The following is a 13,993-nucleotide window of genomic DNA, read 5'->3' as shown; positions in this document are numbered from 1 at the left end:
TAATCACAGTGGCAAGGTTTTTTAAACCGCAAAAAAAGCAACTTTCAGTAGAGAAACAAACATTAAACATCGACTCAATGAACCATGAAGGGCTAGGTGTAACGCGTAGCAATAAAAAAGTGGCATTTGTTGAAGGGGCAATAACAGGCGAAACTGTTTTAGCTAAACAATTGGCGAATAAAAGTAAGTTCGAAAAATACCAAACCGTAAAAGTGATTACGCCAAGCGAGCATCGCGTTGCGCCATTTTGCCAACATTACGGTCAATGTGGCGGTTGCCAATTGCAGCATTTAGAAGTTTCTCAGCAAGTAATTGAAAAACAGGCCGCAGTAACTAAATTGTTTGAAAAATTCGCCGAGGTAAATAATTTACCTTGGTGTGATGCGTTAGCAAGCAACCCGACTCATTATCGTCGTAGTGGCCGTATTGCGGTGATTTACGATAAGCAAAAAGATAACTTTTTGGTTGGCTACAGACAAAAGCAATCAAAGAAAATCATTAATATCGAACGCTGCGACGTGCTCGTTAAACCTTGGCAATCGGTTTTTACCGAAATACGTAACTTGCTCCCAGAGTTGAAGGCGGGTGATGCGATTTCACATTTGCAATTGTGTTCGGTGCAAAGCGGTAACTATTTAATTGTGCGCCACACTAAGCCGCTAGAAGATAGCGATATTGCAAAGCTCCAGCGTATTTGCCATGAAAATGATTGGCAGTTGGTGCTAAATAGTGAAAAAGGTACTTTTACAGGCGATGAATTACCTTACTACCAGTTGGATGATTATCAATTAACCTTGTTTTTTGGTTTTGATAACTTTATTCAAGTCAATGCCGAGGTTAATCAAGCTATGATTAAACAGGCACTTACGTGGCTGAATCTCACTAAACAAGACAATGTACTCGATTTATTCTGCGGTGTGGGTAATTTTACCTTACCACTTGCAACACAATCGAATAGTGTTGTTGGGGTGGAAGGGGTCGCTTCGGCAATTGAGCTTGCCAAACGCAACGCAGCACATAACCAACTAACCAATATCGATTTCTATTGCCAAGATTTATCTGAAAATATTAAGTCGCAAGACTGGTTTAATCGTGAGTATTCGGTACTATTGCTAGACCCATCGCGTATGGGGGCGTTTGATATTCTAACTCAACTTAAATTAAAGCGTTTTTCTCGTATACTTTACGTTGCATGTGACCCAGTAACCATGGCGCGTGACAGCAAGCTTTTAATTAACGCTGGCTTTAAGGTGAGTAAAATTTCATTGATGAATATGTTTCCTAATACGTCCCATATTGAAACGATGGCGTTGTTTGAAAAGGAGAATTAATAGACATGGTATCCATTAGGCAATCGCACTTACTTGCTAATCTAGAGGGCTTTCAAGCGTGGCTAGAGATGTTGGCCTTAAGCGACGATAAGCAACAGCAGCTTGAGCGTGCTTATGATTATTGCCTAGCATATTGCGAGCAAAAAAAATTAGACGACGAATTTGAAAGCAGTTTGCCTGCTAGCAAAGAAATTGTCGAAATTCTTGCAGAGCTTAATATGGATGCCGAAACCCTGTTAACCGCATTTCTAACGCCGCTTTATTTAAACGGCAAGCTCGCTAAAGAACACTTAAGCAAACATTTTTCAAGATCTGTTGTAGAGCTTCTAAAAGGTGTTGAACAAATGGCGGCGCTCGGTGCGCTAAGTTTCCAGGGCAAAGGCAGTACGCAAATTGATAATATTCGCCGTATGCTATTGGCAATGGTGGAAGATGTGCGCGCTGTGGTAATAAAACTCGCGCAGCAAGTGTGTTTGTTACGCGAACTAAAAAACGCCTCTGAAGAAGAGCGGGTAATTGCCGCCAAAGAAACGGACAACATCTTTGCACCACTGGCGAACCGTTTGGGTATTGGTCAATTAAAGTGGGAGCTTGAAGATCTTTCACTGCGTTACCTTCATCCAGAAAAATACAAGGAAATCGCTAAATTACTCGATGATAAGCGCATTGCGCGTGAAAGTTACATGAGCAATATGGTGGCATTAGTAAAAGCTAAGCTTGCTGAATCAGGTATTGAAGCCGAAGTTTACGGTCGACCGAAACACATTTACAGCATCTATAAAAAGATGCAAAACAAAAATTACGAGTTTGATCAGCTCTTTGATATTCGCGCTATGCGCGTAGTGGTTAACGAATTACAAGATTGCTATGCAGCGCTAGGTATTGTGCATACGAACTGGCGTCATCTCAATAAAGAGTTTGATGATTACATTGCTACACCAAAAGCTAATGGTTACCAATCTATTCACACGGTTGTATTTGGACCCGAAGGCAAAACTGTTGAAATTCAAATTCGCACCCAAGCGATGCACCAAGATGCAGAGCTTGGGGTTGCCGCACACTGGCTTTATAAAGAAGGTTCATTGCCGGGTAAAAACTCAGGTTACGAACAAAAAATCAGTTGGTTAAGAAAGTTACTACAGTGGCAAGAAGAAGTTGTCGACGACGAAGAGTTTGCTGAAGAGCTTAAAAACCAAGTTGTGGAAGACCGTGTATACGTATTTACGCCGCGCGGCGATATTCTCGACTTACCAAAGGGCGCGACACCGCTTGATTTTGCTTATTACATTCACTCGAATGTTGGACACCGCTGTATCGGTGCAAAAGTGTTCGGCAAAATTGTGCCGTTTACTCATGAGCTTCACACTGGCGACCAAGTTGAAATTCTTACGCAGAAAGAACCTAATCCAAGTCGTGATTGGTTAAACCCGTCTTTAGGGTATGTAAAATCGTCACGTGCACGTTCTAAAATTCATCACTGGTTCAAGCAACAAGACCGCGATAAAAACCTTGCCGCTGGTAAAGAAATTTTGGATGCGGAACTTGCTAAGCTGAGCTTGCAAACCAAAGATTTAAAAGCAGCATTAACGCGTTTTAACTTGAATTCGATAGAAGATTTACAAGTTGCGGTTGGCGCGGCCGATGTGCGCATAAACCAGCTGATTAACTTTTTACAAAATAAACATCTACCGCAAGATGATGAGCTCCCTAAGTTCCGTAAATCAACAAAACCGCGCAAGGGCGATAAAAACGGTATTGTTGTTGATGGTGTAGGCAGTCTATTAAGCCATGTTGCTAAGTGTTGTGAACCAGTGCCGGGCGATAGCGTACAAGGGTTTATAACTCAAGGGCGCGGCATTGCAGTGCATCGAAGTGACTGTGAGCAGTTAGAACATTTACGAAGCCAATTTCCAGAGCGTTTTATTGATGTGAGCTGGGCTGATGAAGTGTGTGAACACTATGCGGTAACGATTCGCATTGAAGCAAACGATCGCCAAGGGTTGATGCGTGATATCTCGTCAGTGCTTGCTAATGAGAAAACCAATGTGCTGAATATGAATCTGCAAACCAATAATGCGCGTCAAACCGCGATTTTTGAAATGAAGATTGAAATCAACAATATTGAGCAGATGAATAAATTGTTAGTTAAGCTATCGCAAGTTGATGGCGTTTTTTCGGCGGTAAGAACCTAATGAGTCAAAGTCATAATATTGAAATTCTGCTTAATATAATGAGTAAACTGCGTGACCCCGATGGTGGTTGCCCTTGGGACTTGCAGCAAAATTTCGCCTCAATTGTGCCGCACACTCTTGAAGAGGCCTATGAAGTAGCTGATTGCATTGAGCGAGAGGATTTACTTGAACTTAAAGATGAGTTGGGTGATTTATTGTTTCAAATTATCTTTTATGCCCAACTTGGCAAAGAGCAGCAGTTATTTAACTTTGACGATATTGTTGCGGCCATTTGCGATAAATTAGTGCGCCGCCACCCTCATGTATTTACCAATCAAGAGGTGTTTTCTGAAGCGCAGTTAAAAGAAAATTGGGAAGAACAAAAAGCGGCTGAGCGTAAACAAAAGTCAAAAACGAATACCCTCGATGATATCCCACATGGATTACCAGCGTTGACTCGCGCGCAAAAAATTCAAAAACGAGTTGCCAGTGTTGGCTTTGATTGGCCATCAGTCAAAGGCGCGCTTGATAAAGTAGAAGAAGAGTTTCAAGAAGTACGCGAAGAGTTAGAATCACACGGGCCAGATGAAAAGTTAGCTGAAGAGTTGGGGGATTTACTTTTTGCTTTAGTAAATGTAATTCGCCATTTAGGGTTTAACGCTGAGCAGGTACTGCGTAACGCTAATAATAAGTTTGTAAGGCGTTTTAATTCGGTTGAATTAACCATTACGAAATCAAAACCAATGAAAGAAGCAAGCCTTGAAGAAATGGAAGCGGTTTGGCAGCGTGTTAAAAAGCTTGAGAAAGCGTAAATTTCATTTGAGCAAAATGGCAACTTTTAGTATAATGTTTTCCCGTCTTGTTGATTGCCTTTAACGGCAATATTGTCTATTAATTCCTGACATCTTAGGGTTCACATGAATACAAAATTTATCTTCGTTACAGGCGGGGTCGTTTCCTCCTTGGGTAAAGGTATTGCTGCAGCATCATTGGCTGCAATTTTAGAAGCGCGCGGTCTAAACGTAACGATTCTAAAGCTTGATCCTTACATTAATGTTGATCCTGGCACTATGAGCCCTATTCAGCACGGTGAAGTATTTGTTACTGAAGACGGTGCTGAAACTGACCTAGACTTAGGTCACTATGAGCGTTTTATTCGCACCAAAATGACCAAGCGTAACAACTTTACGCAGGGTCGTGTATTTGAAGACGTATTACGTCGTGAGCGTCGTGGTGAATTCCTTGGCGCAACTATTCAAGTTATTCCACATATTACAAACGATATCAAACGCCGTGTACTGGATGGTGCAGAAGGTTATGATGTTGCTATCGTTGAAGTTGGCGGCACGGTAGGTGATATTGAATCACAACCTTTCCTTGAAGCATTACGTCAACTTGGTACTGAGCTTGGCCGTGAAGCTGCACTATATATGCACTTAACACTAGTGCCTTTCCTTGGTGCTGCGGGCGAAGTGAAAACAAAACCAACACAACACTCAGTAAAAGAGTTACGTTCGATTGGTATTCAGCCTGATATTCTTATTTGTCGTTCAGATCGCCAAATTCCTGCGAATGAGCGTGCGAAGATTGCGTTATTCACTAACGTAGAAGAAAAAGCCGTTATCTCATTAAAAGATGTCGACAGCATTTATAAAATTCCTGCGCTGCTTAAATCGCAAGGTCTTGATGATTTAGTATGTCGTCGTTTCCACATTGAAAGACCTGAAGCGGATCTTGCTGAGTGGGAACAAGTTTTATATCAAGAGTCTAATCCAAACGGTGAAGTAACGATTGGTATGGTTGGTAAATACATTGAATTGCCAGATGCCTACAAATCAGTTAACGAAGCACTTAAGCATGCAGGTCTTAAGAACCGTGTAACGGTTAATATTAAGTATGTAGACTCACAAGACGTTGAAACAAAAGGCGTTGAGATGCTTGCAGGTCTTGACGGTATCTTAGTACCAGGTGGCTTTGGTGGCCGTGGTGTTGAAGGTAAGATTTTAACTGCACAATACGCACGTGAAAACAAAGTACCATACCTAGGTATTTGTTTAGGTATGCAGGTTGCTTTAATTGAATTTGCACGAAATGTTGCTGGTCTTGAAGGCGCAAACTCATCTGAATTCGATGCGGACGCTGAACATAAAGTAATTGGCTTAATTACTGAGTGGTTAGATAAAGAGGGTAACGTTGAACAACGTTCTGAAGAGTCTGACCTTGGCGGGACAATGCGTTTAGGTTCGCAAAAGTGTCACTTAGTTGAAGGCACTAAAGCGCGTGAAGTATACGGCGCAGCAGAAATTTTCGAACGTCACCGCCACAGATATGAAGTGAATAACCACTATGTTGAGCAACTTGAGAAAGCAGGCTTGGTGTTCTCTGGCTTATCAGAAGATAAAAAGCTAGTTGAAATGATTGAGCATCCAAACCACCCTTGGTTTGTAGCAGCTCAGTTCCACCCTGAGTTTACCTCAGGACCTCGCGATGGCCATCGTTTATTTGAAGGCTTCGTGGGTGCAGCATACGCGCAACAAAAAGACGAAAATTAATTACTAAGCCGTGACCTGTGTCGCGGCTTTTTTATTTTAACTGCCTGTGATTTTGAACCCTTCGCAGGCTTAGCACAACAACCTTTATGGGAAAGAGGATATAAGATGTCTGAAATCGTAAAAGTCATTGGTCGTGAAGTAATGGATTCACGTGGTAACCCAACTGTTGAAGCTGAAGTACATTTAGCAAACGGCATTTGGGGTCGTGCATGTGCACCATCAGGCGCATCAACGGGTACCCGCGAAGCACTAGAACTTCGTGATGGTGACAAGAGCCGTTACTTAGGTAAAGGTGTTTTAAATGCGGTGAATTTCATCAATGGTCCAATCGCTGACGCTTTAATCGGCAAAAACTCTCACCAGCAAAAAGACATTGATGGCATCATGATTGATCTTGATGGCACAGAAAACAAAGAAAAACTGGGCGCGAACGCGATTCTAGCTGTTTCTCTAGCAAACGCTAAAGCAGCAGCACAAGACAAAGGCCAAGAGTTATTCGAACACATTGCAGAACTAAACGGTACACCGGGCAAGTTCTCAATGCCAGTACCTATGATGAACATCATCAACGGTGGTGAGCACGCGGATAACAACGTAGACATTCAAGAGTTTATGGTTCAGCCAGTAGGTGCACCTAACTTTAAAGAAGCACTTCGCATGGGTGCAGAAATCTTCCACAGCCTGAAGAAAGTACTTAGTGCACGTGGCCTAAACACAGCTGTTGGTGATGAAGGTGGTTTTGCACCTAACTTATCATCTAACGAAGAAGCGCTTGCTGTAATTGTTGAAGCGGTTGAAGCTGCTGGCTATAAAATGAATGAAGATGTAACGCTTGCGCTAGACTGTGCTTCATCTGAATTCTACACAGACGGCAAGTACGACCTGAAAGGTGAAGGTAAAGTATTCGATTCAGAAGGTTTTGCTGACTTCCTAGCGGATCTTTCTGCACGTTACCCAATTGTGTCAATTGAAGACGGCTTAGACGAAAGCGACTGGGCAGGTTGGAAAGTACTAACAGATAAGATCGGCGACAAAGTACAGCTAGTTGGTGACGATTTATTCGTAACTAATACGAAGATCTTAAAGCGTGGTATTGATGAAAAGATTGGTAACTCAATCTTAATCAAGTTCAACCAAATTGGTTCACTTACTGAAACACTTGAAGCAATTCAAATGGCGCACGAAGCTGGCTTTACAGCGGTTATCTCACACCGTTCAGGTGAAACTGAAGATGCAACTATTGCTGATTTAGCTGTAGGTACTGCGGCAGGCCAAATTAAGACTGGCTCACTATGTCGTTCTGACCGTGTTGCTAAGTACAACCAACTTCTTCGTATCGAAGAAAAGCTAGCTGAAAAAGCGATTTACAATGGTCGTAGCGAAATTAAAGGTCAGTAATTGACACTTAATTTGTAGCTGAAAAAAAACCGCTGTTTTGCAGCGGTTTTTTTATTTTGTAGGTTTCAGGTTTCAGGTTTCAGATTTCAGATTTCAGATTTCAGATTTTCTCTCTCAATCTTGAACTCTAAACGCTTTCTTTTACCCAGCACCAAACTGTTCGGCTAATATTTGCCGGGTAAATTCTGTTTTTAAATAATACCCCCGTGGCAAGGTCATAATTTCTTTGCCATTAGGTCCAATAGCTTGGGTAAGTGCTTTGCTATTGGCTGCTTTTGGGCGCAGTTGCAGTACTTGGCCAAAATGCCCGTTTACTTGCTCAATATTGCCAAGGGCAATCATTTCAGTGAGTTCTTCCCAATCTTTTTTTAGTAAGGCTTCTTCTTGCTGACTGGGCTTCCATAAAAAACCATTTCCGATAATACGATCGGTTGGTGCGAGATCGCGCTCAGATAAAATCGGTAACCACAAAACATGGGAAAGCTTTTTCTTCACAACTGAGTTTTGCCACGTTACACCGTGTAAATTGGTAAGCGGTGTAATTGACACATAAGTTGTTTCTAACGGTTTGCCACTGTATGAAATGGGTAATGTTTTAAGTTCTATACCTAAATGCTCAAAGTCAGGTTCAGGCTTTGACGCTGCGGTCGCGCCCAACACATATTCAATAAGCTGGCCTATCCAGCCTTTTTCTCTTAATAAGTTTTCCGGGGTGTTGAATGCATAGCTTGCTGCTACTTCTCCTAACGTTAAACCAGCGATATCGTTAACGCGCGTCATAAGTTCAGAGGTGCTAGCAGGTGGTAAGGGTTTATTCATACAGTAAGCGCGATAAATTAAAATCGCAGTTTAGCAAATTTACCGATTACGGATAACCTTAAAGGATTGTTTTATTTGGTTATAAAATGCACTGCTTTTTGAATGTGCCTATTTTATTGTGTTTAACTCGGTTAATTAACTGATATATAAAGAAATATTTTTTATGGTGTTGTGGTTTTACTAACTGCTCTGCTGTATTTATGCACTAAATACACAAATATAAACAATGTTATCCACAGAATCTGTGGAGAAGTGTGCTTTTTGAAGAGGTGATTGTGGATTTGTTTGAGAAATGTGCGTTTATTTTTAGTTTTATTCACAACTTGTGGGTAACCTGAGTATATGCTGGTTTTTCATTTGCTGTTAGATACGGATTATGGAACAATCGAGCTATATTAAGAATTAAAAGAGGCACATGCGGGTGATAGATGCCGAAGGGTTCCGTGCCAACGTTGGAATAGTTATTTGTAATAATCAGGGACAGGTATTTTGGGCTAGACGTTATGGTCAACACTCGTGGCAATTTCCACAAGGTGGAGTTGACCAAGGTGAAACTGCCGAGCAAACCATGTACCGAGAACTGAATGAGGAAGTTGGATTAAAACCCGAAGACGTTGAAATCATTGCAAGCTCTAAACACTGGTTACGTTATAAGTTACCAAAGCGTTTAATTCGCCGAGATTCAAGTCCAGTGTGTATTGGTCAAAAGCAAAAATGGTTTTTACTTAAATTACGCTGTCCCGATGAAGACGTTGATTTGTCTAAAACCAATCATCCTGAATTTGATGATTGGCGCTGGGTCAGTTACTGGTATCCAGTACGCCAAGTTGTTTCGTTTAAACGAGACGTTTACCGCCGCGTTATGAAAGAGTTTGCACCTCATGCAATGCCATTTCATAAAAAAGACCAAGGCTGGCGGAACAGGCGCTAATTAATGAGGTAACTGTGCTAACAGCATTACGAGAAATCGCACAAAAAGTGTCGCAGCAAAGTAATTTGAAAGCGGCGCTTGAGTGTTTTGTTTCAAGTGTTAAAAGCACTATGAAAACACAGTGCTGCTCGGTCTATTTTGCTGATTATGCACAAGACGCATTTGTTTTGATGGCAACAGATGGTCTTAACCCTAAAGCGGTTGGTGAATTCAGAATTGGTTTCACCGAAGGTTTAGTTGGGTTAGTTGCCCAGCGCGAAGAAGCCATCAACCTTGCTTTTGCAAAATCCCACCCAAGATTCAAACTTGCACCTGAAGTTGACGAAGAAAACTATAACGCGTTTTTAGCAGTACCGATTGTGCATCAAGGCAAGATCCTCGGTGTTATTGTGGTGCAGCAACAACTCGCAAGAGTTTTCAGTCAAGATGAAGAGTCTTTTTTAGTTACCTTATCAGCTCAATTGGCAGCGCAGTTAGCGAATGCGGAAATCCAGCATTTACTCGAATTTAGTGAATCTGAGCAAAAGACTACCTGTTTAAAAGGATTAAGCTCAGCCCCAGGCATCGCACTTGGTAAAGCCTATGTGATGGCGCCAAGTATCGATTTTAGTCAATTAGAGTTGATGAAATGCGACGCTCATAGCGAACAAATTCGACTTTTCCATCACGCGGTCATTACCACGCGTAAAGAGTTTCGCCGCATGGCTGCGCAACTTGATAGCGATCTTGGTCAAGAAACGTTGGCGGTGTTTACCGTTTATGAACAACTGCTTGAAGCAAAGAGTTTAGGCGACCAAGTTGAAGCTAAAATTTATGAGGGCTGGTGTGCTAAAAGTGCATTAAAGTTAGTGATTGAAGGCTTGGTTACTCAATTTATGGCAATGCAAGATACCTACATTCGTGAGCGCGCCATTGATATTCAAGATATTGGTATTCGCGTATTACATCATTTGCTTAACAGTGAATATAAAAAGCATCATTTTGATGCGCCAATTATTTTGGTCGCCGATACCATAACGCCTACTATGCTTGCGGAAATTCCAAGAGAGATGTTAGCAGGGGTAGTGAGCATCAGTGGTGCGGCAAACTCACATGCCTCTATTTTGACGCGTGCAATGGGGATTCCCGCAATTTGGGGGTTATCTGGCTTACCGATTTCCCATGTGGCAGATAAGTTTTTAATTTTAGATGCGTATGCTGGCCGTGTTTATATTTCGCCGACCAAAGCGCTTATAAACGAATATGCTAAGTTAAAGCGAGAAGATGCACGTTTACACGATGCATTTGATGCCGAGTATCAGCTTGAGGCGGTAACGCTTGATGGGGAAGAAATAAGCTTATATGCCAATACTGGGCTTGAAGTTTCAAATGATCTGATAAATGCCAAATATTTGGATGGCATCGGTTTATACCGTACCGAAGCCTGGTTTATGCAACAAAATGCATTTCCAAGTTTGGTAGAACAAGAAGCCTGGTATCGTGAGATACTAGCTGCCTATCACCCGTCGCCGGTGACCATGCGTACCTTGGATATTGGTGGTGATAAATGCTTAAGCTATTTTAGTTTCTCGGAAGAAAACCCATTTTTAGGATGGCGTGGTATTCGTATTAGTTTAGATCACCCTGAACTGTTTTTAGAGCAAGTAAAAGCCATGCTGAAAGCCAATATGGGGCTCGGTAATTTAAAAATTATGTTGCCTATGGTGGCTGACGTAAATGAGGTGGAGTCATCAAAGCGCCTTATTCAACAAGCCTTTTTTGAGTTGCAAGATGAGTGGCTTCCTGAGCAAGGAAAGTTAGAAATGCCACAAGTAGGTATTATGCTTGAGGTACCTTCCAGTGTTTATTTATTACCTGAGTGGGCTAAGTGCGTTGATTTTTGCTCGGTGGGAAGTAATGACTTAACGCAATATATGCTGGCGGTTGATAGAACTAACGCACGCGTTGCTAATTTATTTGATAGTTATCACCCTGCAATACTGCGCGTACTTAACGACATTGCGATTCAATGTATCGATTATCAGCTACCGTTTAGTTTGTGTGGTGAGCTGGCTGCCGACCCTGAAGGCGCGCTGTTGTTAGTGGCTATGGGTTATCGTGATTTAAGTATGAGTCCAAGCGCGATTAATAAAGTGAAATACGTATTACGACGCTTAAACGCCAGCGATATGGAACAACTGTTAGTAACCTGTCTGGCGGCAAAAAATGCAAAACAAGTGCATCGGTTATTAAGGGAATTTATAATTCATCACAAATTAAGCCAAATTCTGTATACTAGCGCAGTCCACTAAAACTTAGGTTGTTCATGTCTGATATTTCGATAGTTTTTTTTAGTTGTATGGCGCTTGGCTGCTTGGTTGGGTTTTTGGCTGGACTGCTTGGTATTGGTGGTGGATTAATTATTGTACCGGTGTTGAGCTACCTTCTATTAGCGCTAAATTTAGTGCCTGCCGATCAAGCTATGGTCGTTGCTATCGCTACATCGCTGGCATCGATTATATTTACCTCATCAAGCTCTGCTTACGCTCATCATAAAAATCAAAATATTCCATGGAAAATAGCCCCTTGGGTATTAGTTGGTGTATCAGTTGGTGCATTATTAAGTGGCGTGATTGCCACAGGTATCAGTAACGATACGCTACAGTTGATTTTTGCCAGCTGCGTTATTTTTATCGCACTAAGAATGATTTTACCGCATCAACCAAAAGCACAATCAGCATTGCCTCACGGCAGTATTTTAACTTTGGGAACCAGTGTTATTGGTGCGGTGTCTGGCATGGTGGGCATCGGCGGCGGTGCGTTATTAGTGCCATTTTTAACGCATTTTAAACTCGATATGCGAAAAGCCATCGGTTGTGCGGCATTGAGTGGCATTTTAATCGCTACTTTTGGCGTAGTCGGTTATATTAGCTTAGGTTTGCAATACCATGATGTAAGCGAAGGCTTTATTGGTTTCGTTTATTTACCCGCATTAATCGGAATTGTGTTAACGTCGGCGTTTTTTGCACAGTTTGGCGCAAAAGCGGCGCAGTATTTACCAGTAAAAATAATAAAACGTATTTTTGCGGCACTGTTAGTGATTGTCGCAATTAGAATGTTAAGTAGTTAAAAAGGAAAGGTGGAAATAAGTGGATTTTCCAAATATTGATCCAGTGTTTATTGAGATAGGTCCAATAAAAGTACACTGGTACGGCATGATGTATTTGATTGCGTTTGTAACGGCTTCATTTTTAGCATCTCGCGCGGCAAGCAAACCAAATAGTGGTTGGACTAAAGAGCAAACGAGTGACTTATTATTTTACGGTATGCTTGGCGTTATTTTAGGCGGCCGTTTTGGTTATGTATTCTTCTATCAATTTAGCTACTTCTTAGAAAACCCACTGTACTTATTTAAAATTTGGGAAGGCGGCATGTCGTTCCATGGTGGTGTTATAGGTGTGGTAACGGCGATTGCCTGGTTTGCCAAAAAACAAAATAAAACCTTGTTGGGAGTAGGTGACTTTGTTGCGCCACTTGTACCGCTTGGTTTGTTTTTCGGCCGCATCGGTAACTTTATTAATGGTGAGTTATGGGGCCGCGCCTCTGATGTGCCGTGGGCGATGGTATTTCCAACAGGTGGCCCTGTCGCGCGCCACCCGTCGCAACTTTACGAAGCTATTTTAGAAGGTTTAGTGCTTTTTGCGATCATCCAGTTTGTTAATAGAAAGCCGCGCCCTGAAGGCGTTATTGGTGGCTTATTCTTATTTGGCTACGGCTTCTTTAGATTTATTGTTGAGTATTTCCGTGAACCCGATGCACATATAGGCCTTTATGGCGGTATTATTTCGCAGGGGCAAATTTTGTCGCTTCCAATGATTTTAGCTGGCCTTGGTTTAATGTTCTGGGCTGCAAAACGCCAACAAAAAGAGTGTAACGCATGAAACAGTATTTAGAGTTATGTCAGCGTATTGTTGATGAAGGCCATTGGGTGGAAAATAAACGTACGGGAATTCGTTGTTTAACCGTCGTTAATGCTGATTTAGAGTACGATGTTGCCAACAACAAATTCCCATTAATTACGACACGTAAAAGCTTTTATAAAGCCGCGATTGCCGAGTTATTGGGTTATTTACGTGGCTACGATAACGCTGCACAATTTAGAGCAATTGGTTGTAATACCTGGAACGCCAATGCTAATGAAAATAGCGCGTGGCTAAACAATCCGCACCGTAAAGGTGAAGATGATATGGGCCGTGTTTATGGTGTTCAGGGGCGTGCTTGGCAAAAGCCCGATGGTACAACGCTTGATCAGCTGAAAAAGATTGTTGATAACCTTAAAAATGGCGTTGATGATCGCGCCGAAATCTTAACTTTTTACAATCCAGGTGAGTTTGATATGGGCTGTTTACGCCCATGTATGCACACACATACATTCTCACTGTTGGGTGATACGCTTTATCTAACATCTTATCAGCGCAGCTGTGATGTGCCGCTTGGTCTTAACTTCAACCAGATTCAGTGTTTTGTTTTATTAGCATTAATGGCACAAATCTGTGGATTAAAAGCGGGTATGGCATACCATAAAATTGTAAATGCCCATATTTATGAAAACCAACTTGAGTTAATGCGTGATGTGCAGCTAAAACGCGAGCCGTTCGAGTCTCCACGCTTAACCATTAACCCAAATATTAAAACGCTAGAAGATATTGAAACATGGGTGACCACCGATGATTTTACGGTGGAAGGCTATCAATATCACGAGGCGATTAAATACCCATTTGCCGTATAACTACAATTAAGGAAGAGAATAAT

General features: G+C 41.8%; 11 protein-coding genes. 10 read left to right on the top strand and 1 reads right to left on the bottom strand.

The window, feature by feature from the left end; translation table 11 throughout:
* Window positions 1-8 precede the first annotated feature (8 nt).
* From rlmD to eno, 5 genes are all read left to right on the top strand, one after another.
* Window positions 9-1,331: a 23S rRNA (uracil(1939)-C(5))-methyltransferase RlmD gene (gene rlmD, locus C2M30_RS04340; RefSeq protein WP_105170790.1), complete on the top strand. Its 1,323-nt coding sequence runs from the start codon at window positions 9-11 to the stop codon at window positions 1,329-1,331.
* Between the two features lie 5 nt (window positions 1,332-1,336).
* Window positions 1,337-3,523, top strand: a complete 2,187-nt coding sequence (gene relA, locus C2M30_RS04335; protein WP_105170789.1) for a GTP diphosphokinase — start codon at window positions 1,337-1,339, stop codon at window positions 3,521-3,523.
* Complete coding sequence (gene mazG / locus C2M30_RS04330) at window positions 3,523-4,314, top strand: nucleoside triphosphate pyrophosphohydrolase (protein WP_105170788.1); 792 nt, start codon at window positions 3,523-3,525, stop codon at window positions 4,312-4,314. The genes relA and mazG overlap by 1 nt, the downstream gene beginning before the upstream one ends.
* 105 nt (window positions 4,315-4,419) lie before the next feature.
* Window positions 4,420-6,054, top strand: a complete 1,635-nt coding sequence (locus tag C2M30_RS04325; protein ID WP_105170787.1) for a CTP synthase — start codon at window positions 4,420-4,422, stop codon at window positions 6,052-6,054.
* Window positions 6,055-6,159: 105 nt separating this feature from the next.
* Window positions 6,160-7,452, top strand: a complete 1,293-nt coding sequence (gene eno, locus C2M30_RS04320) for a phosphopyruvate hydratase (RefSeq protein ID WP_010560758.1) — start codon at window positions 6,160-6,162, stop codon at window positions 7,450-7,452.
* A 141-nt stretch (window positions 7,453-7,593) separates the two neighbouring features.
* Here the strand turns inward: eno and mutH are convergent, their stop codons facing one another.
* The gene (gene mutH / locus C2M30_RS04315; RefSeq protein WP_105170786.1) at window positions 7,594-8,271 is read right to left on the bottom strand and encodes a DNA mismatch repair endonuclease MutH; all 678 of its coding nucleotides are present in this window, start codon (window positions 8,269-8,271) and stop codon (window positions 7,594-7,596) included.
* Window positions 8,272-8,692: 421 nt separating this feature from the next.
* Here mutH and rppH point away from each other — a divergent pair, with 421 nt between their 5' ends.
* From rppH to C2M30_RS04290, 5 genes are read left to right on the top strand one after another with little or no spacing between them, the layout of a single operon-like run.
* Window positions 8,693-9,202 carry an RNA pyrophosphohydrolase gene (gene rppH, locus C2M30_RS04310; protein ID WP_010560756.1) on the top strand — a complete coding sequence of 170 codons (510 nt, stop codon included), beginning with the start codon at window positions 8,693-8,695 and terminating at the stop codon, window positions 9,200-9,202.
* Window positions 9,203-9,216: 14 nt separating this feature from the next.
* A complete protein-coding gene (gene ptsP / locus C2M30_RS04305) occupies window positions 9,217-11,493 on the top strand; it encodes a phosphoenolpyruvate--protein phosphotransferase (RefSeq protein ID WP_105170785.1) in 2,277 nt (758 codons plus the stop codon).
* 14 nt (window positions 11,494-11,507) lie between these two features.
* Window positions 11,508-12,311, top strand: coding sequence for a sulfite exporter TauE/SafE family protein (locus C2M30_RS04300; RefSeq protein ID WP_010560754.1), 804 nt, complete (start codon window positions 11,508-11,510; stop codon window positions 12,309-12,311).
* Between the two features lie 19 nt (window positions 12,312-12,330).
* Window positions 12,331-13,122 (top strand): prolipoprotein diacylglyceryl transferase, encoded by a 792-nt coding sequence (gene lgt, locus C2M30_RS04295; RefSeq protein WP_100912897.1) that lies wholly within the window; start codon window positions 12,331-12,333, stop codon window positions 13,120-13,122.
* On the top strand, window positions 13,119-13,970 hold the full coding sequence (locus C2M30_RS04290) for a thymidylate synthase (protein ID WP_105170784.1): 852 nt from the start codon (window positions 13,119-13,121) through the stop codon (window positions 13,968-13,970). Before lgt ends, C2M30_RS04290 begins: the two co-directional genes overlap by 4 nt.
* Window positions 13,971-13,993: the final 23 nt, after the last annotated feature.

The sequence above is a fragment of the Pseudoalteromonas sp. T1lg24 genome (assembly GCF_002964745.1).
GTDB classification, from domain to species: domain Bacteria; phylum Pseudomonadota; class Gammaproteobacteria; order Enterobacterales; family Alteromonadaceae; genus Pseudoalteromonas; species Pseudoalteromonas spongiae.
Note: the sequence above shows the minus strand (reverse complement) of the source record. Positions and strands in the feature narration are given on the sequence as shown.

What these genes read in the sequence shown, in the direction of transcription:
- relA (WP_105170789.1), top strand. Translation starts at nt 1,337, where the DNA reads ATGGTATCCATTAGGCAATCGCACTTACTTGCTAATCTAGAGGGCTTT.
- mazG (WP_105170788.1), top strand. Translation starts at nt 3,523, where the DNA reads ATGAGTCAAAGTCATAATATTGAAATTCTGCTTAATATAATGAGTAAA.
- C2M30_RS04325 (WP_105170787.1), top strand. Translation starts at nt 4,420, where the DNA reads ATGAATACAAAATTTATCTTCGTTACAGGCGGGGTCGTTTCCTCCTTG.
- eno (WP_010560758.1), top strand. Translation starts at nt 6,160, where the DNA reads ATGTCTGAAATCGTAAAAGTCATTGGTCGTGAAGTAATGGATTCACGT.
- mutH (WP_105170786.1), bottom strand. Translation starts at nt 8,271, where the DNA reads ATGAATAAACCCTTACCACCTGCTAGCACCTCTGAACTTATGACGCGC.
- C2M30_RS04300 (WP_010560754.1), top strand. Translation starts at nt 11,508, where the DNA reads ATGTCTGATATTTCGATAGTTTTTTTTAGTTGTATGGCGCTTGGCTGC.
- C2M30_RS04290 (WP_105170784.1), top strand. Translation starts at nt 13,119, where the DNA reads ATGAAACAGTATTTAGAGTTATGTCAGCGTATTGTTGATGAAGGCCAT.